13 protein-coding genes are annotated in these 18781 nt (G+C 36.3%); 7 read left to right on the top strand and 6 right to left on the bottom strand.

Annotation, left to right across the window (positions count from 1 at the left end):
* Positions 1-376: 376 nt before the first annotated feature.
* Complete coding sequence (gene yaaA, locus CKF58_RS03595; protein WP_119531052.1) at positions 377-1162, bottom strand: peroxide stress protein YaaA; 786 nt, start codon at positions 1160-1162, stop codon at positions 377-379.
* Positions 1163-2222: 1060 nt separating this feature from the next.
* On the opposite strand from yaaA, the gene CKF58_RS03590 reads away from it, so the two are divergent.
* The 3 genes from CKF58_RS03590 (at position 2223) to CKF58_RS03580 (ending at position 5231) form a co-directional block, all read left to right on the top strand.
* A complete protein-coding gene (locus CKF58_RS03590) occupies positions 2223-2543 on the top strand; it encodes an oxidative damage protection protein (protein WP_119531050.1) in 321 nt (106 codons plus the stop codon).
* A gap of 180 nt (positions 2544-2723) precedes the next feature.
* Positions 2724-3833 carry a murein transglycosylase domain-containing protein gene (locus tag CKF58_RS03585; protein WP_119531048.1) on the top strand — a complete coding sequence of 370 codons (1110 nt, stop codon included), beginning with the start codon at positions 2724-2726 and terminating at the stop codon, positions 3831-3833.
* 759 nt (positions 3834-4592) lie between these two features.
* Complete coding sequence (locus CKF58_RS03580; RefSeq protein WP_119531046.1) at positions 4593-5231, top strand: NAD(P)-dependent oxidoreductase; 639 nt, start codon at positions 4593-4595, stop codon at positions 5229-5231.
* A gap of 350 nt (positions 5232-5581) precedes the next feature.
* Here CKF58_RS03580 and CKF58_RS03575 read toward each other — a convergent pair whose 3' ends face one another.
* Positions 5582-6088 (bottom strand): winged helix-turn-helix transcriptional regulator, encoded by a 507-nt coding sequence (locus CKF58_RS03575; protein WP_119531044.1) that lies wholly within the window; start codon positions 6086-6088, stop codon positions 5582-5584.
* Between the two features lie 265 nt (positions 6089-6353).
* Here CKF58_RS03575 and CKF58_RS03570 point away from each other — a divergent pair, with 265 nt between their 5' ends.
* From CKF58_RS03570 to CKF58_RS03550, 4 genes are all read left to right on the top strand, one after another.
* Positions 6354-8471 (top strand): MFS transporter, encoded by a 2118-nt coding sequence (locus CKF58_RS03570; RefSeq protein ID WP_119531042.1) that lies wholly within the window; start codon positions 6354-6356, stop codon positions 8469-8471.
* 731 nt (positions 8472-9202) lie between these two features.
* The gene (locus tag CKF58_RS03565; RefSeq protein ID WP_119531040.1) at positions 9203-10663 is read left to right on the top strand and encodes an MFS transporter; all 1461 of its coding nucleotides are present in this window, start codon (positions 9203-9205) and stop codon (positions 10661-10663) included.
* Positions 10664-11428: 765 nt separating this feature from the next.
* Positions 11429-12400: a 6-phosphofructokinase gene (pfkA, locus tag CKF58_RS03560; protein ID WP_119531038.1), complete on the top strand. Its 972-nt coding sequence runs from the start codon at positions 11429-11431 to the stop codon at positions 12398-12400.
* Positions 12401-13962: 1562 nt separating this feature from the next.
* A complete protein-coding gene (locus CKF58_RS03550; protein WP_119531035.1) occupies positions 13963-14859 on the top strand; it encodes a LysR family transcriptional regulator in 897 nt (298 codons plus the stop codon).
* Positions 14860-15139: 280 nt separating this feature from the next.
* On the opposite strand, the gene CKF58_RS03545 is transcribed toward CKF58_RS03550, so the two are convergent.
* From CKF58_RS03545 to CKF58_RS03530, 4 genes are all read right to left on the bottom strand, one after another.
* Positions 15140-16015, bottom strand: a complete 876-nt coding sequence (locus CKF58_RS03545; RefSeq protein ID WP_119531033.1) for a metal ABC transporter permease — start codon at positions 16013-16015, stop codon at positions 15140-15142.
* On the bottom strand, positions 16009-16881 hold the full coding sequence (locus tag CKF58_RS03540; RefSeq protein ID WP_222987684.1) for a metal ABC transporter permease: 873 nt from the start codon (positions 16879-16881) through the stop codon (positions 16009-16011). The genes CKF58_RS03545 and CKF58_RS03540 overlap by 7 nt, the downstream gene beginning before the upstream one ends.
* Positions 16882-16927: 46 nt before the next feature.
* Positions 16928-17659, bottom strand: a complete 732-nt coding sequence (locus tag CKF58_RS03535; protein WP_119531029.1) for a metal ABC transporter ATP-binding protein — start codon at positions 17657-17659, stop codon at positions 16928-16930.
* A gap of 611 nt (positions 17660-18270) precedes the next feature.
* On the bottom strand, positions 18271-18750 hold the full coding sequence (locus tag CKF58_RS03530; protein WP_119531027.1) for a DNA adenine methylase: 480 nt from the start codon (positions 18748-18750) through the stop codon (positions 18271-18273).
* Positions 18751-18781: the final 31 nt, after the last annotated feature.

Here is an 18781-nt window from a genome sequence, read left to right as displayed (position 1 = left end):
GCTAAGGTTTAATTTAGCTATGGTTTAATTTAGCTAAAGCTAAATTTTTCTCTACTCACGTGGCATATATCTCAATACTAAAGTTCAAAGTAAAAAGTGCCATTATACGCGCTTTTTAAGAGATTGCAAGACAAAAGCAGGATCAGCGTGTTTTATGCGCTAAATTGTTTAAAAATCTACCTTTAAATAGTAACCATTTCCATTCTTATTAAGAATGAGTGCTGTTTTTAATTGTAGTCAGTAACTACATCTACAAAAATTGCTAACTATATTCAAATACGATCCAAATACAGTTGTTTAAGACCTACAGCAAAGCTGTAGGTCTTAAACTAGGATCTATATCGTATAAGATTACATCAAGTGATAACTAAAGCACTTACTTCTTCTCATCACGATAGAACGTATATAGAGTCTCGGTAGACTCTTCTGGTTTAAAGTAATAACCATCTACGTCAAACTTTTGTAAATCAGCTACAGTAGTTACACGATTTTGTACAATCCAACGCGCAAAGGTCCCACGGCTACGTTTAGCAATTACTGAAATTACTTTGTGTACGCCGTTCTTTTGATCTTTGAATTGGATCTCGATTACAGGCACTTTTAATTTAGCAGCATCTACGGCTCCAAAGTATTCTTTAGAAGCTAGATTTACAATAACCGGGATTTTTTCGTCTTTAATGCGTTGATTCAGATAAGAAACTAAACGTTCTTGCCAGAATTGGTAAAGATTACGACAACTTGGTGAAGTTGCTAAACTTTTACCCATTTCGAGACGATACTCTTGCATAAAGTCTAAAGGACGTAAAACACCGTACAGACCACTTAAGTAAAGTACGTGATTATCAGCGTAATTTAAATCATCACGCGATAAAGTAAAAGCATCAAAGTGTTTATTTACATCACCCCAGAAGCTAAAAGCTGCTGGTTTAGAGTTTTGCGTCGTAAGTTCGGCTTGCCAACTATGATAACGAGCGTAATTAGTGTCAGCAATTTTTTCACTTACGTCTAAGAGTTTAGCTAGTTCGGTTGGAGTAAAGGTTTTTAATTGTTCAACCAGAACTTGCGCTTGATCATAAAAATAGGGAGTACGAATCGTAAATTTACCAGGGGGTACAGCTAGCTTTTCATTAAAAGTTTTAGCAGGAGATAAAAGTACTAGCATGGAAAGTCCTTATTCTTAAATGATTGTTTTTCTCACTTTTATAATAACCGCTTTAAGCGAAAAATAAATAAAGTTTTTACTGATTTGCCAACTCAGACCACTTTTGACGAACGAAAGTAAGTATTTAATAATTAATACATATCTCGAAAGGCGCAACAAGCTAACATAAAAGTAAGTTAAGTAACAAAAAGCAAAGAAAAACAATCGTAAATGAGATACAAATTTTTCTATCCAAGTATAGCACAAAGCAAAACATCAATAGGTAAAAGTAAACAATACTTTTAGAAAAGCATCCCTACAAAAAAGTAATCCGCCATCTCCCCAGCATTATTTCTAAAGATAGCTGAGATGTATCACAAGCATTATCAAAGTAACTCCTGAGCGCCCCTAAGATGCACCCCAAACAAGCTAAAAGACCAAGCAAGAACACTAGCAAAATACCTGCCTAAGAAAAAAGTTCACAATTACCAATAGCCAGTAGTATAATATGCGCACAGCCGCTAAATGAGATTACGTATAGATGGTCTATAAAGGAAAATCTATATGTGGATCGTCTTTTGCTGATAATTGATTGGAGTTTTAATCAATTCTATCCCTAATGAGTTTTGATAGAAAAGATTTACTGAGGTATTTTCTCAAAAGATATATCTAGAGATTTCTAGACTTTTCTCATGGCTGTCACCTAATGCATGAAGTCTTGCCCATAAAGTTACATCTTTATGGGCAAGACTTCGTTTTGTTTAGCTAAACATATCTAAACACGTCTCAACCGATCCTTGTTGCTTGATTACTCTGAAAAAATCACATCATTATGAGATAATAATGAAGTTGTGATCGTCAAGAAGCACAACTCTAAGTCTAAAAACTCGGGGAAGATAAGTATGCAGTCTTTGCTTGTCCTTTACTAAAGGGCATACATTTGAGTAATCCACTTACAACCCGCACCGGATTTAACTTATCTTGTCGGTAAGCATATTAATCGTTAGCCCATCGAGAAGACAAGATCATCTTAAGATTAACGATCTGTAGAAAGCGACAAGAACTACAAGGATTTTGTTTTATGGCACGCATGGTATTTTGCCAATATTTAAAAAAAGAAGCACCAGGTTTACCAGCTCAGTTCTATCCTGGTGAACTAGGCAAACGTATTTTTGAGAACATTTCATTAGAAGCATGGCAAATTTGGTTAAAAAAACAAACCATGTTAGTTAATGAACATCACTACAACTTAATGAATATTGAACATCGTAAAATCCTTGAACAAACTATGATCGATTTTCTGTTCAATGGTAAAGATGTTACTGTAGCAGGCTATACTCCTGAAGAGAAAAAAGATGAAGCTTCATCAACTGTAGGTGAAGGTCGCTACAAAGCCCTATAATTTAAAAGTACAAATAGCTGAAATTATTTGTATTGCAAGCAAACTTAACTCATTGAGTTAAGTTTGCTTTTCCTTTGTGTAAATCCTAAAACGACAAAATTAAACACTTCCTTTTTGTTAGTGATGCAAGCCTAATTTTCTGGTTTTAGTGTTTAACCTTTTTATTAATTACTGATAAATATGTTAATTCTTCCTCAACCTCCGTTGCGCCAGCCTCGCACTTGGCGTCAAAAAATTAAATCTTATATTTGTGCAGCTCTCATTGGAGTATGCCTTGCCTCTTGTTCAAGTACTTCAGGTCCGATTGCTAGTCGTGACGAACAAGCGCAATTAGATCGCTTTATTCGGGACATTAACAATAATCTCGGACAAATCTGGGGCTTCCAAGAGATTATGTTTAAGCCTACAGACTTAGTAAAATATTCAGATAAATGGAACACGCGTGCCGTAATCCACTTCGAAACAGGGCAAATCCGTTTCGAAACTCTTTCTGATGATTACTATACTGCACTCAAAAACGAAATCATCTTTACCTTATTAATGAACCAAGAGCCTGAAGATGGTACGCTCTATGACGCAACTACTCCGCAAGTTAGTCGTGGCACACCATTCTTAGCTAACCAAGTGGTTGATAATAACGGTAAACCTATTACTACTGTAGCGCAAGCTGATGCTTATGCTTCATCAATTTTAAATACCCAAATTAAAGTACGTCGCTTATCTAATGGGCAATTAGCTTATTATGTAGATATCTACATGATTAAAAACCACTTAAGCGCTCGTGCTAAACAATATGCGCCATTAGTATATAAATACGCAAACCAATATAAAGTAGACCCACGCTTAATGTTTGCGATTATGGAAATTGAATCAGCATTCAACCCATACGCGAAATCAAGTTCAGGTGCTATTGGTCTAATGCAAATCGTGCCTCGTACAGCTGGTACTGATGTATATAAATACTTAGGTTATAGCGGTCAACCAAGTCAAAAATACCTCTATAATCCTGAAAACAATATCCAAGCAGCTGCGATTTACATTAACATTATGATGACGCAATACTTTAGTAAGATCGAAAACCCAACCAACTTACGTTATGTGTTAATTGCTTCATATAACGGTGGTCCGGGCGGCTTATTAAGTATTTTCAACTCGAATCGTGCTAAAGCAGTTGACATTATCAATGGCATGTCTCCAGGACAGGTCTACTCATATGTAACTTCAAAACACTATTCAGCTGAAACTCGTCGTTACTTAATGAAAGTAAGCCAAGCTTACCGTAAATACTAATCTAAAAGACAAAAACACAAATTAATTTTCCTTATTTATGCGCGGCATTGAAAAAATCTTTCCTTTCTTGCGTTTATATATCTATACAAATTAATATTTGTGTTTTATAATTTTAGACAACAAGATAGTTTTGCAAAACGCTCTAGAGAAATTTTCTCTAGGGCGTTTTTTTGGTTATCACCTCTGATTGAAGTGGCTATCATTATTTGCAGTATTACTTAATGCGGATGTATCTATTTTCCTGTATTACTTAATGCGGCTATATCTATTTTTGCCGTATTACTTAGATTGCTATTTTGAGCCTGTTGTCTTAAGGCATCACCTAATGTTGCTATTTGAGACTGCTGTTTGAAGGAATTACCTAAAGTTGTTATTTAGTATGTTGTTTAGAAAGATTAGTTTGTTGTCGTACTAAAAAATAAATCCTTCCATCAAAAGAAATTTATTGCTCAAAAAATACCCTCAAGAGTCATTCTTGAGATTTTTTCGTAAAAACGTGAAAAAATTAAAAATTTTTTCTTCTTTATATCCTGCAGAATATCCTAAAGGTTACTTTGAAGTAACCTATAGCACCTAAAAGTGCCTACTTTACAACTGTTTTTAATCCGCATATACTAGACGTAGAAAATTAAAAAACTAATTTTAACTTAACGCTCTTAACAACTTTTTTAACAAACTTAACAAACTTAACAAACTTAACAAACTCTCAATAACATAACAAACATTAAACAAACACAAACAACACAAAAGGAAACAAACATGAAAGTATTAGTATTAGCTTCAAACGGTCAAACAGGTTCTTTAGTAGCACAAGAATTAGTAGCATTAGGTCACCAAGTAACAGGTTTAGGTCGTGGTGATAACCGTAATAGCTTCTTGACTTCTTATTTACAACAAGATTTATTAGATTTAACAGCTGAACAGGTTAAAGACTTTGACGCTGTAGTAAGTGCATTCGGTGTATTAAATCCAGAATTATTCCCAATGTACAAACAAGTAGCAACTCACTTAACTAGCATTCTTGCTAACAGCGACACTAAACTATATGTAGTTGGTGGTGCTGGTAGTTTAGTAGTTGATCCAGCTTCAGGTGCAAGATTATTCGATACTCCTGATTTCCCAGCTGATTACCAAGGCTTAGCACGTGCTCACGCAGAACAATTATTAGTAGTTCGTCAAAGCGCAACTAACTGGGTTTATGTTCACCCTGCTGCTGATTTTGATGAAAATGGTGCGAAAACTGGTAACGTAGTTATCGGTGGTGCTGACTTTGCAGTAAATAAAGCTGGTGAAAGCTACATTTCATATGCTGACTATGCACATGAACTAGCTTCATTAGTAAGCGCAAACAAATTTAGCCGCGTACAATTAAGCTTCCGTCAAGGCGACGCAAAATAAGCAAACTTTAACCCTAAAAATTAGAAAACTAAAACCCAAAACTAAAAACACTTATTAGAATTACGATCCATAGCAGCTATAGCTGCAGCTGCTAGTAACGTCTTTAAACGAATGTGTGTAAGATCAATTTCATACTTTTAACCCAAATTGTACTTACTCCAAAAAAATAAAGTAGAATGTTTTAAAGCCTCTATTTCGCAAGAAATAGAGGCTTGATTTAAATTAGTTTTTCAGATAATCTTTTTAGTTGTGGACAGTACTTTTAACAGCTTAGTTTGTTAACTTAGATTTTCAGCTTAGATTGAGCTTAACTTTTCAGCTTAGCTTTTTCAAAATACTACTAACTACACTTAAGGTTGCACAAATGCCGAGAAGTCACTTTGAGCTAAGAGATTATTGATAAACGACATCTGTTGTTCGTAGTACGGACTATCAAAAATCGCAGGATCAATGGTTTGCGTATGCTCTTGGAGTTGAGAATAGATTTGCGCAAAGTATTCTTGATCGTTATCTACAGTATCTTGATTTAAGTTAAAGTGACGTTGGAAAGCAGCTCCCCAAGCATATAGTGTCATCATTAAAGGTAAAAGACTATAACCTAGAGGGGTTAAAGAATATTCTACACGTGGAGGTACTTCAGCAAATACTTCACGATTTACAAGACCTAGTTTTTCTAGATCACGTAAGGTATTAGTAAGAACTTTTTGCGAAATTCCCTCTAAACTATGCAGTAATTCGCTATTACGTTTAGTACCTTCCATTAAATCACGAATGATTAAGAGCTTCCAACGTGAAGCAATAATTTGTACAGTTAGGGCTACTGGACAAGCTGGTAATTCTTGTAAGAGTTTGTTCATGTTCTTTCCTCGCGGCTCGACTGTGAAAAATTTTATCTCTTTCATTATATCCAAAAATGCCTTTAGTGTCCAAAAAGACACTAAAGGCATTTTTGTTAGGCATGTGTATGAGAGAGTAAATCGTGATAAAATATAAAGCTAAATTACCTGAAACTTACAGGGTAAAGCCATTTAACCTCAAGCTATTAAAGATTGATATTTTTATTGATATAGCTGCGCACTTTTCGGCTTAGTTCGCCAACTAAGCTGTAGATTGACTACCCCTATGACGCAAAATCAACAAAACAGAGATAAAGATGCTCAAGCTTTAGCAGCTCAACCTGAAAGTTCACATCTCTCTCACTCTAATCAGCAAGATATCTCAGATCTAGCAAGTGTAACCGCAAATGCTTCACTTGCAGACACCCAAGCAAGTACCTCGGTATTTATCAGTGACTTAGAGCTCAATGAGCAAAACCAAGCCACTGAAGCCGTATGGGAAAACAACGAATTTACTCCGGCTTTTCATGTAGCGGATTTTAATCCTGCCTCGCAAGTACAACTTGCAAGCTGCAATCAAGACGATACTCATGTTAATCATGGTATTACTTGTAAAGCCTTTACAACAGTTAACGAAACTACTGGTGAAATCAATGCTTCTAGCACTGTTTTAGCTACTAATAGCACTGCTATTAATAGCCCAGCTACTTATAGTTCAACTGCTAATAGCTCTGATGTTAATAGTTCTGATGCTAATCATTCAGCAACTAATACTTTAACTGAAGAACAAGCTCAACAAACTGAAACCCAACAGTTTACTAACAACCAATCTGGTACTACGCAAACAGATAGCACTCCAGTTCTTACTGACAATGTTGCTACCAAGCAAGTTAGTCCAGAACATACTTATACTAAATCTTCCGACGTTGAGCTCTCTGGCACTGAATCTTCTCGTGCAGAACAAAACTCAACTCAATGCACGGCAACCGAACAAGCAACCGAACAAGCAAGCGCTGCCTCAACTAAACAAACAACTAACTCTCAAACTGCTTCCTCGCGTCAACGTAAACGCGCACATATGAGTTCAAGTTCCGATCATGAAACCATCGACACCGGACGCGTAGGTTTTGAGGAAGTATCCGAGTTTCAGAAGCAACTAGAACCTCAATTACCTAAACAGTTTTGGTTCTTTACTTTGCTTTATTTTGTTTGTATGTTTGCAGGGTTTGTGAATAATAGTTTTGCTCCTGCCATTGAAGCTATGGCTCAAGATTTCCAAGTTGGAGTAAGTGCTATAACCTCAATTATTGTTTATTACACCATTGGTAATGGACTCGGACAATTTATTTGGGGTTCATTAATGGATAGCATTGGTCGTAAAGCCACCATTCTTATTTGTGGTTATGGAGGGATCTTCTTAAACCTCTGGTTAATGAATGCTCATAACTATGGTGAATTACAAACCGTACGTATTCTCCAAGGCTTAATCTATTCTGGTCTAGGAGTAATCCCTAGTGTGATGTTACGTGACTGCTATAGTGCTAAACGTTATGTAATCTATAGCGGTTGGTTAAGTAGTCTGTTTGTGCTAACTCCAGTAATAGCGCCGCTGATTGGAGCATACATCTTTATTTACCTTGGTTGGCAAGCTATTTTTGGCATCCTGTCTATGGTAATGCTAATTGTCCTAGTATGCTTTAGTCTCTTTGTTCCTGAAACCTTAGATCCGCAGCGAGCGCAACCAATTAGCCTTAAACGTACATGGCAAGCTTACGGTATAGTATTAACGCGTAAGAGTTCAGTGTGGTTAATTATCTACAATAGTATTTTTACTATTACCACAGTATTATTACCAACCATGCTACCAATGGTATACATTATTGATTATCATGTTGCCCCAAAACACTTTGGCTGGTTAGTCTTAATCAATACGATTCTCATGGTACTAGGTTTACAACTGAACTCATGGTTAGTGAAACGAGGTTATTCTCCGGCTAAGATTTTACTTGGAGCTTCTATTGCGCAAGCCTTAGCTACTACCGTTACCATTTACACTTTAATTAGTGGAGTTACACTCTTAGGGGTGATTGTTAGTCTCGGTATTTGTGTAATCTTTACCTCATTAATTATTGGTAATACTTTATGCATCTTTGCAATTGATTACAATAATATGATTGGTACGGCAGGATCATTATTTGCAGGTATTCGATTAGCTTTTGCTGGAGGAGCAGTTGCGCTACTAGCGCATATTCCAAGCTATCATGGTAAAACGCTTTTAATTATCCATGCGATTGTGATCTTAATTGCAGCATTTATGTACTTTTTCTACTACCATAAATTCCGTCCAGATCTACGTTTACAACAAACGTCTAAAGATTTTAAGAGTAAAGATGCAAAAGCTTAAGAGTTGTACTCTTGACTTGCTCAAGTCATACGTAGGTGAAAAACTCTTAACATAGCCAACTCCTAAAATTAAAAAACTAAAGTGCAACCACTTAAAGTGAAAGCCCTGATACCTAAGTATCAGGGCTCTTTTTTCTCTCTCCTTGTTGCTTAATCTTATGCATTTCTGCAATTAAAATACAAGATCTTAAGCAAATGTAAGGTAGGTGTAATAATTTACGTGAGAAAAAATTTATAATCCTATGATAGCAGGTTTAAGTTAGGCTTGCAACCAACTCCTGTTTATTTTTTACATATTCATCTTCTACACTGGCAAAAGAGCTCACTTACCTGTTCCTAGATTTATTTACGCATTTTATACTTAAATTTTCGCTTTTTTCTTTAGTTACTAAATTTTTTCGGTGCTTTTATTATTTTTGAGGAAAAATCTGATAAAATAGTTACTAATGTTATAAGAGGATTTAATTTATTACCATCTGAAGCCAAATTATTGGTAATAAATTAGAATTTCAGAGATCCTCGGTAACGAACCAAGCGTAAAAGTTTTGAACTAATAATCTATATAAGGTACTTTAAACTGAATTTAGGTTAAAAAACAAACTTCCAAGTATTCATATATATTTTCCTATTTAAGCTCTGCTAACGCAGAGCTTTTTTCGTTGCTGTTTCGGGCTATAATATTTAAGATTATCAACTTATTCTTAACTTACTTTATAGCTAATAGGTTTGCCTATGTCTAGTTCTCAACATAGCAAAGAGCAACAAGTTTGCCCTGACAACACCACTAAGGTAACAAATAATCCGCACGATGCAAACAAAGCAAACGAGCAACAGAACTCGAGCGATCAACTTGGCTCAACAGTCGTAGGGACAGAAACGGTTTCAGCTAGTGCCACTACGGTTGAGTCCACTTCTCAAATTGTCGATCGTGGTGGCAAGGTTAATTTTGATACTATAACTCCCTATCAACAAGCCTTACAACAACGCTTACCTAAAACCTTTTGGTTAATCCTGTTAATGGCAATTACCACCTGTTTTTCAGGTTTTGCTAACAACTCGTTTACTCCAGCTATTAATGCGATAGCCGAGCATTTCAATACTACCTTACAGCATATCCAAGAGATTATTGCTTACTATAGTATTGGTATGGGAGCAGGGCAATTATTCTGGGGTCCATTTATGGATCGCTATGGTCGTAAGATATTGATTATCCTTTGTGGAGTATTTGGCTTAGGAGTTAACTTCTGGATTACCCAAGCTAATACCTTTACCGAATTACAAATCTGTCGTTTCTTACAAGGGATGATGTTTAGTGGTTTATCAATTGTGCCGCGTGTAATGCTGCGTGATATTTTTCCTCCACGCAAATACATTATTTACAACTCGTGGATTGTAACTATCTTCCTCTTTGCTCCAGTAGCTGCGCCGCTAATTGGGGGTTACATTTATTTACACTTTGGCTGGCATAATATTTTTCATAGTGTATCTATTGCCCTGATTCTGGTAATGGCATTGTTCATTAAATTCATTCCAGAGACCCTCGATCCAAGTAAGAAGCAATCATTTAAACTGCCGAAGATTCTTTCGAACTACTGGTTTATCTTAACCACTCCTAATAGTCTGTTCCTGCTCGTAATTAACATTATTTACACTGTACCTATTATTAGTTTCCCTACTCTTTTACCAGCAATTTACATGGTAGATTATGGAGTTTCTCCGCAAAACTTTGGTTACTGTTTAATTGTAAATTTAGTTACTATTTCTTTTGGGGTGCAAGTAAATCAGATCTTTATTCGTAAAGGTTATAATCCAGCACTAATATGGCGCAATGCTGCAATCTTATTAGTCTTTACTACTAGCATTAATTTTATTGTGAGTTGGTACTTCTTAAGTTTACCAGGCATTATGTTGGCCATAGGTGTTAACTTACTGTACAACGGCTTCTTAAACGGCAACCTTTTAAGTATCTACTTACTGGATTACAGTAATATGACGGGTACGGCGAATAGTTTAGCTACAGCCATGCGCTTAGTTATTGGTGGACTGATTGTTTCTCACCTTTCACATATAGATCGTTTAGCAGGAGCTACTTTACTTCATACCAATGCTGGATTTTTCATTGTCGGGGGGATTTTAATCACCTTATACTGCTTGATTTATCGTCCACAGGATCGCGCTAAAGTAATTAGTTAGTCTGATTAGTCAGGTTAGTATGGATAATAAGCCTATTAGTGTTACTATCCCCACAACTTAAGTATTTACATACTCCCATTCTCAAGTAATTATTTATCCTTGGAAATTAGCAAATTCTTAGGTTAATAATCATCTCTGAACTAGACATGTTAAAGGTCAAGAACTAAGGTTCTTGGCCTTTAACTTTAGCTATAACAAATGTTTACTACAGCAAATGCTTAATCCAGCGAAAATTGCTTACTCCATCTAAAAATGTTTACTTCATCAAAGTGAGCTGTACTGCAAAGATACATATACCTACTCCCCCTGAAGCAAAAACCACCTCTCATTTTTAGGTACAAGTCCTTATTTTATTGCACCAAACAAGCATTAACATCGATATGATCTAAAGTTGATAAACTTAGTCAATAATTAATCCACTCTCTTCACAATCCCCACCACAAAAGCAACGACTTTTATACTTAATATTCATGAGTTAATAGCAGTTTAACCCTAAAACCTTGCTTATAATTTTATCTTCGAAAACTAGCAAAAATTGCTATAATATGCTTCATAAAGAAATAGCTTATACAGCTATCACAACTTACTCAAACTTTTTGCGCAAAGGACAGACACGTCCAAGAATCGATTAACCGTAACTTCCGTAGTTACAACTTAAAGTCTGTACTCCTATGCTCAAACAGCTTTGTCTGATTATGTATTCCATAATCCAGACTTTAAGACATTGATTCATTTAACCAAACACAATTTATAGGTTGGTCTTCTATGGCAGATATCAAAAAAATTGCCATCCTTACATCAGGTGGGGATGCTCCTGGTATGAATGCAGCAATTCGTGCAGTTGTTCGTTACGCAACTAAACAAGGGATTGAAGTATACGGGGTAAACGATGGTTACTATGGTTTATACCACAATGACTTACGTAAATTAGATGCCCGTTCTGTAGCTTTCATTCTTGAGCGCGGGGGCACAATGTTAGGTTCTTCTCGTTTCCCAGAGTTTAAAGATCCTGCAAACCGTGCTAAAGCAATTCAAAACCTTAAAGATCGCGACATTGGTGCATTAATCGTTATCGGTGGTGACGGTTCTTACACTGGAGCTAAACTAATTACTGATGAATTAGACTTCCCATGCATCGGTTTACCAGGTACTATTGATAACGATATCCCTGGTACAGACTACACTATTGGTTTCTACACTGCATTACAAACGGCAATTGACTCAATCGACCGTTTACGCGACACTTCTTCATCACACAGCCGTGTGTCAATTATCGAAGTAATGGGTCGTTACTGTGGTGACTTAGCTGTTTACTCAGCAATCGCTGGTGGCGGTCAATGCTTAATCGTACCAGAACGCGAATGGTCTGAAAAAGAGATCATTGAAAGCATTAAACGCACTTCGGCTGAAGGTAAACGTCACAGCCTAATCGTAGTTGCTGAGCACACTACTAATGTACAAGAATTAGCTAAAAACATTGAACGTGAAACGAAAAAAGAAACACGTGCAACTATTTTAGGTCACATTCAACGTGGTGGTTCACCAGTTGGTTTTGACCGTATTCTTGCTACACGTATGGGTGTATTTGCAGTTGATCTTTTATTACAAGGTGAAAAAGGTCGTTGCGTAGGTATTCGTGATAACCAATTAGTACACTACGATATCGTAGATGCAATTAACAACCAACGTCATGTGTTCCCACAAGAATTATATGAAGTTGCTTGTAAAGTAGATTAATCATTGCTTATTAATTACTAGCTTAAAATCCTCGCCAAGGCGAGGATTTTATGCGTTTGGCTTGTCACTAATCGTAATAAAGCTTAGCTAGTTACTAATCATAATTAAGTTTAGCTAGTTTATTAAAACTACTAATTATTTAAATTTAAATTTAAATTTAAATTTAACTAACTTGCTAGTGTGAGTGACTTATAACTAATTTGCTGGTGTGAACTACAATTTATATAATTAGCAGATGTGAGTGACGATTTATCTAATTGCTGATATGAGTGATAATTTATCTAATTAACTAGTAGGAAGTGATTAATTTCTGCTGCCTATTTTTTAGAGCTTAATTGGTTAGGAAAAAATTGATTGTTTGCAATCAATCTGCAAAACCAAGCCCCAAAGCAAACGTAAGTTTAGCTATCACCACAATAATTATTTGCCTGTAAAAATCACTTTTAACTTCATCTCTCTCCTTATTGTCCTCGTTGCTAGTCGTTAAGCCAGATCTAATAAAAGCAAATTTCAGTTCACGTTTCTCAGTCGTAAATTTACCTTTAGTAGCGCAAACGTAAAAAGGCAAATTTACTATCTTGCCTCAAATCTAGAACCAAGTCACTCGTAAAACGAGAGTAATTTTGCTGTCCATGTTTAGCCTTAGCAACTAAACTTACTTCTGCTTGATTACCGACAGCAGTCAAATTATTACTTACTTTTCTCCACTTAATTTTCCAAAGTCATACCTAAATTTACTTTCTTCTCGCAAATATCAATTTCTTGCACCCAAACTTGCAAAATCCTAAACTCCTCATAATTAAACTTTTAAAAGGCTTGAGTTCACCATTTGTTGGCGTTATAATAGGACTTAGGAAGACTTGATGGTGTCGTTGACCTTCGATTCCCAGAGGCTATACTGCTTAGATCGACTGCGTCGCTGTCAGTTCCAGTGCTAGGCTCACCCTCCCTATACCCTCTTCGGAGATAAGGTATATAGAGTGAGAAGCCAAAGGTCTGTTATATGCGGTCTTTTTATTATTTTCGTTCTCATTGAACAAATAAGGATACGCCCATCCGGCTTCCCCTGTTTTTTTATATGCAAGTTGCTGACTGTAAGTAAATCTCTAAAAAATTTGCATTATCCTCTTTCGTTGAGTATAATACTCCAGTCTGAATGAGGCGTGTACCGTCTATTCCCAGAGGCTATGAAAATCAGATTAACTGCGTCTCTGTCAGCGCCGGTGCAAGCTAATGCTCCCTATTCCCTCTTCGGAGATAAGGAATATAGCCTTAGAAGCCAATGGTCTGTTATATGCGGTTTTTGTAGAACTATCGTTCTCATTGAATCCGGAAGTACGCTCATTCGGCTACATTATTCTTTTTTAATAAAATCCTTTAGTTTAACTAAAGGATTTTTGCGTATGTATAATTTTAAAAACAAACAAAAGTTATACACTACATAATACAACTAAATATTTATACTCTACAAAGTGTTACACCACACACAATAAAAGCAATAATAACCAGCAACAACTTAATCTTAACTCTAAGCAATTTCGCATTAGCTCATTGGAGCAACTATGCACAACTTTAATGAACTGAATATCTTTATTACTGTAGTCCAAGCTGGAAGTTTTACTAAAGCCGCTAAAACTCTCAATGTGACTACCTCGGCAATCAGTCATGCCATGAGCGGACTGGAAGCTAAACTTGAAACTAAACTCTTAAATCGTACCACTCGTAGTATTTCATGTACCGAAGCAGGGAAGAATCTCTACGATCGCATTCAACCGCTCTTTGCGGAAATTAACCTACAAGTAGAAGAGTTAGAATCTTTTGCGAATCAAGCTGTAGGGACAATTCGTATTAACTGCGCGGATAATGTTGGACAACTCTATCTTGCCCCTCGTATCTATCCTTACCTCAAAGAAAATCCTAAAGTGAATCTTGAGTTTTACCATGATGCTAATTTTGTAGACATTGTAAAACAAAGATTTGATTTTGGGGTACGTCTAGGAGCAGATCTACCGCAAGATATGATTGGGGTACAAATTAGTCCTCCTTTACGTATGCTCTATCTTGCGCATAAATCCTACATCCATAAACATGGCACACCACAAACTCCTTTAGATTTAGTCGATCATGTATGTTTAGGCTTTACCCTAAACGATCGAGGGACAGTTGTACCATGGGAGTTTGTTGAACAAGGTTCAATTCAAAACCACTCGTTAAACTATCAAATTCGCTCAAACTCAAGTAGCTTACTTTACGACGCCTTAGATAAAGGTATGGGGATTCTTTGGTTGACTGCTGGAGCTGCACAAGAGCGTTTAGCTACTGGGGATTATGTTGAAGTCTTAAGTACTTATGCTCCAACTTATGATCCGCTGTATCTGTACTATCCACAGAATCGCTTTAAAACTAAAGCCATGAGTGAGATTATTGAGCTTTTACGCTATCAGCAACCTTTGGGCTAAAGTTAAGCTATTAGATCTAGTGGTATAGGTATAGCCAGCTCTAAATTACTCAACTAACAATAAAAAGATCTATTAATAGTTTTTACATAAGCTAAACTAGCCAAGACCAAAAGATTACTTCTGGTCTTGGTTCGTTTATTTTTGCTATTCGTTTGATTTACGATTGGAGTAAGTTTTACTGGTAGTTAGTCTGGGTCTAACTAGAAGTAAGTAATAGTTTTTCTTGTGGGTGTGACAATTCTTACTTATTGTCGATCTAAGTTTAACTTTGATTATCAACTTAATTACTTACCGCAGCTTGTTTAATGCGTAATTGACGTGTACGCCAATTAGCAATCTTGCGATAAGTAAAACCACATAAAAACAGTAAAGTTTGCATTACCACAATGCTCGGACCGGTAGAGATATTGAGGATATAAGCTAAAGTAATTCCCCAATAACTGCTAAACAGATTCGAACCTATAGCAATCAGTAAAACATTGCGTAAACGCTTACTAAATAGTTGCGCAGTTACGGCTGGTAATACTAAATAAGAAATGGTTAGTAAAATCCCAATCGCTTGTAACGAAGCAATAATGGTTAAGGTTAGAATTACTAACATTAAGTTGTAAAAACGTTGGTAACCTAAGCCTAACACGCGGAATTGTAATTCATCAAAAGTAAAAAGAATAATATCTTTAAACTTGAAAAGAGTTACCACCATTACTAATCCACAAATAATGCATAGCTCAATAAAGTCACTGGTTTCTACCCCTAAAAGATTACCAAACAGAATGTGCGTAATGTGTTGTTCTGTTTTGACAAAGGATAATAAAATTAACCCTAAAGCAAAGAAACAAGAATAACACATCCCCAGCGCAGCATCTGCTTTTAAGCGCGAGTGCGACATAATAAAACTGGTTAAGTAGAAACAAGCAAGTCCGGTACTAAATGCCCCAATAGTTATAGCTAGCGGAAAATGAATTAATGACCCTATTACTACTCCAGGAAATACCGAATTTGAGAGCCCCATGCCCAGCATTGCCCAGCTTTTATTGACAATCACTAGTGAGGTCATGGCTGTACTAATTGACACGAGTATACTAGTAATTAAGGCAATGCGGTAAAAATCAAAACTCAGCGGATCAACAAAGTTGTCATATAAAAACTCTAACATGGTTGACCTCCGGTTGAGGTTTGTTTACCTAGGGCTTGACGAGCAGCAACAGCTCGAGCTTTGGCACGTAAGTGTAAACGACGTTTGATATATTGCGCAAAGAAAACCAGTAAGAAAGCTGCAAACTGCATGGTGATTATTGTCGCTCCGGTTGACATACTATAGTGATAACTAATATATAAACCCAGAATGCCTGTTACTACACTAAACACACTCGAAATCCACAGCATATACTGTAAACGAGAAGTTAGAATATACGCCATAGCTCCAGGTACAATTAGCAACGAAACCACTAACAGCGAACCTACCGAACGTAATGAACTCATTACTGTAATCGCGATTAAAATATAGAATAAGTATTCAAATACTTTAACTTTTAAGCCAATAACTTGTGCGAATACGCGATCAAAGAAGATAACGGCTAAAGTGCGCCAACAAGTGCAGACGATAATGAGAATGAGCGCGGCTATTACTCCTAAGCCAATCAGATTAGCCGTAGTTAAGCCGACTATTTTCCCGAATAGAATTTCGTTAATCCGTACACCTGGTGGATGTAAGTAATAGAGTAAAAAGCCAATCCCCATAAATGACGAAGTCACATAAGCAAGTGTAGTCTGTTCACTAAAGGGAGTATGATGACGAAAATAGTTAATCACGAAAGTAACAAGTAACGAAATCGCAAATATCCCAATAGCGACATTAAAGTCAAAAGCCAAGGCTATTACAATCCCCGGTAATACCGCATGTGATAAGGCATCACCATAGAGTGACCAACCTTTTAAAATAAGAAACGTACTTACAATCCCACAGGCAAAACAGATTAGCACTATGCCTAATAGGCTATAGAGCATAAAACGATATTGCATGGGTTCTACAAACAAAGAGTATAAATAATCTAGCATTTATAACTCCTTAGTTTTTAAGTACACGCGGATTAAAAGTTAGTTCTAACTTCTCAGGGGTAAATACTTGTTCAGTTGCGCCAAAATCAATTACTGAACGATAGAGCAGTAAAGTCTGATCACAATAGTCTTTTACACGCTCTAGGTTGTGGGTTGAGACTAGAATGGTTTTACCTTCGCTTGCTAGTTCTGGGAGTAATTGAATGATTTGTTCTTCGGTTTTTACGTCAACGCCAGTAAAAGGTTCGTCCAGAAGAATAATTTGCGCTTGTTGGGCTAAAGCGCGAGCGATAAACACTCGTTTTTTCTGCCCACCTGATAGTTCACCGATTTGGCGGTGCAACAAAAGTTCAATTTGCATGCGGCGAGCTGCGGCAAGAACTATTTCTTTGTCTTGGGCACTTGCACGACGCATAAAATTCATTTTGGCATAACGTCCTTGCATAATAACTTCATAGACATTAATCGGGAAGTCATAATCAATGGCATCAGCCTGCGGGACATAAGCGATAAGATTTTCTTTTACTGCCTGGGATACTGGTTTGCCCGCAATTAAAATTTGCCCAGTAGTAACTTTTTCTAAATTTAAAATGGATTTAAAGAGCGTAGATTTACCTGAGCCATTCATGCCAATTAGAGCACAGACATGACCTGGTGCTAAAGCAAAATTTACGTCTATCAGCGCCTGATGTCCATTTGGATAGATCAAATTAAGATCTTGAACAGCAATTGCATAAGTCATAATATGATTCTCCGCGAGAGAACCTTTTGCTCACAGACGATAAAAAAGATTTTTTAAGATACAGACTCAGATAATGGGAAGTTGTGTAGGTGATATGCACGAAAGATGGGGTATAAAACTTATACAGCTAACCCGGTATTTTTATTATCTCAGGTGTAGATTAAAGACTTGGAACTGCTAGGTAGGACAAATGCAGCTCCTCTTTTTCATCTTGAGCAAACTAGCTCTCACGCTGTTAATTTTGCTAGTTTAATATGTGGTGTATAAGTCCAGAAAAATACGAAAAACCTACTTATAACACGCCTAGGTGTAAAGCTGTGATAAATGGCTGATAAAAATAAATTTTAAACGGCATTTTTCACAAAATTTAAACTTTACTGCCTTTAGTTTATACCTAATGTCACAGTTTTACAACTGTTTCCGAAAAATATTTTCTAAATGATAATAACTAACATTTAGAAAGTAAATTTATCTGCGCTTTGATAAGCCGTTAAATCAAATTAGCTATCAAATCATTATTTTAAGCAACGAATAGTACCTAAATTCGCTTGTACTAAACAAATTTAGGTACTTTAGGTACTACTGAATTCTTATTTCTCGCTATACAAAAGTTACTTTGAAGCAAGATAGAGTTTCTCTTTAATAAACTTCTTCTGATTACTACCTTTCGAATTACTCTTAAAGCGCAAATAATCAAAATCCACCACTTCTACATGTAGTTGCTGACTACGTAAAATGCCTAAAATTTCTGCTTCTGGCATAATACCTTCATCATTGTAACTAAGCAGTAAATGCTGATATTTACCTTGCTGTACGATCTTTTCTAAACTAACTAAAGCAGCTTGTGCATTACAAAACGTGGATTTTTGTTGTTGGTAATCACGCATGCCGGATACTCCTTTAATTTGCGGATTATCATAGCGTGCAATGGTTTCAAGGAGATGATAGTTTGGAGCATATTGACGCTGATTATATGGCGGATCAAGATAAAAAATATCGGCTTCTACCTTATCCAGCAAACTTAAAGAATCTCCGAGATAGCACATATTCTCTTGCTCATTGAGAATAATCTCTGGGGTACGTAAGTACATAGGCTTTAAAGCCTAATTTCCCGAAAATTTA

It is taken from the genome of Psittacicella hinzii, from assembly GCF_003585935.1.
In the GTDB taxonomy this organism is placed as follows: Bacteria; Pseudomonadota; Gammaproteobacteria; order Enterobacterales; family Psittacicellaceae; genus Psittacicella; species Psittacicella hinzii.
The sequence above is the reverse complement of the archived record's forward strand: the minus strand, read 5'-3'. Positions and strand labels throughout refer to the sequence as shown.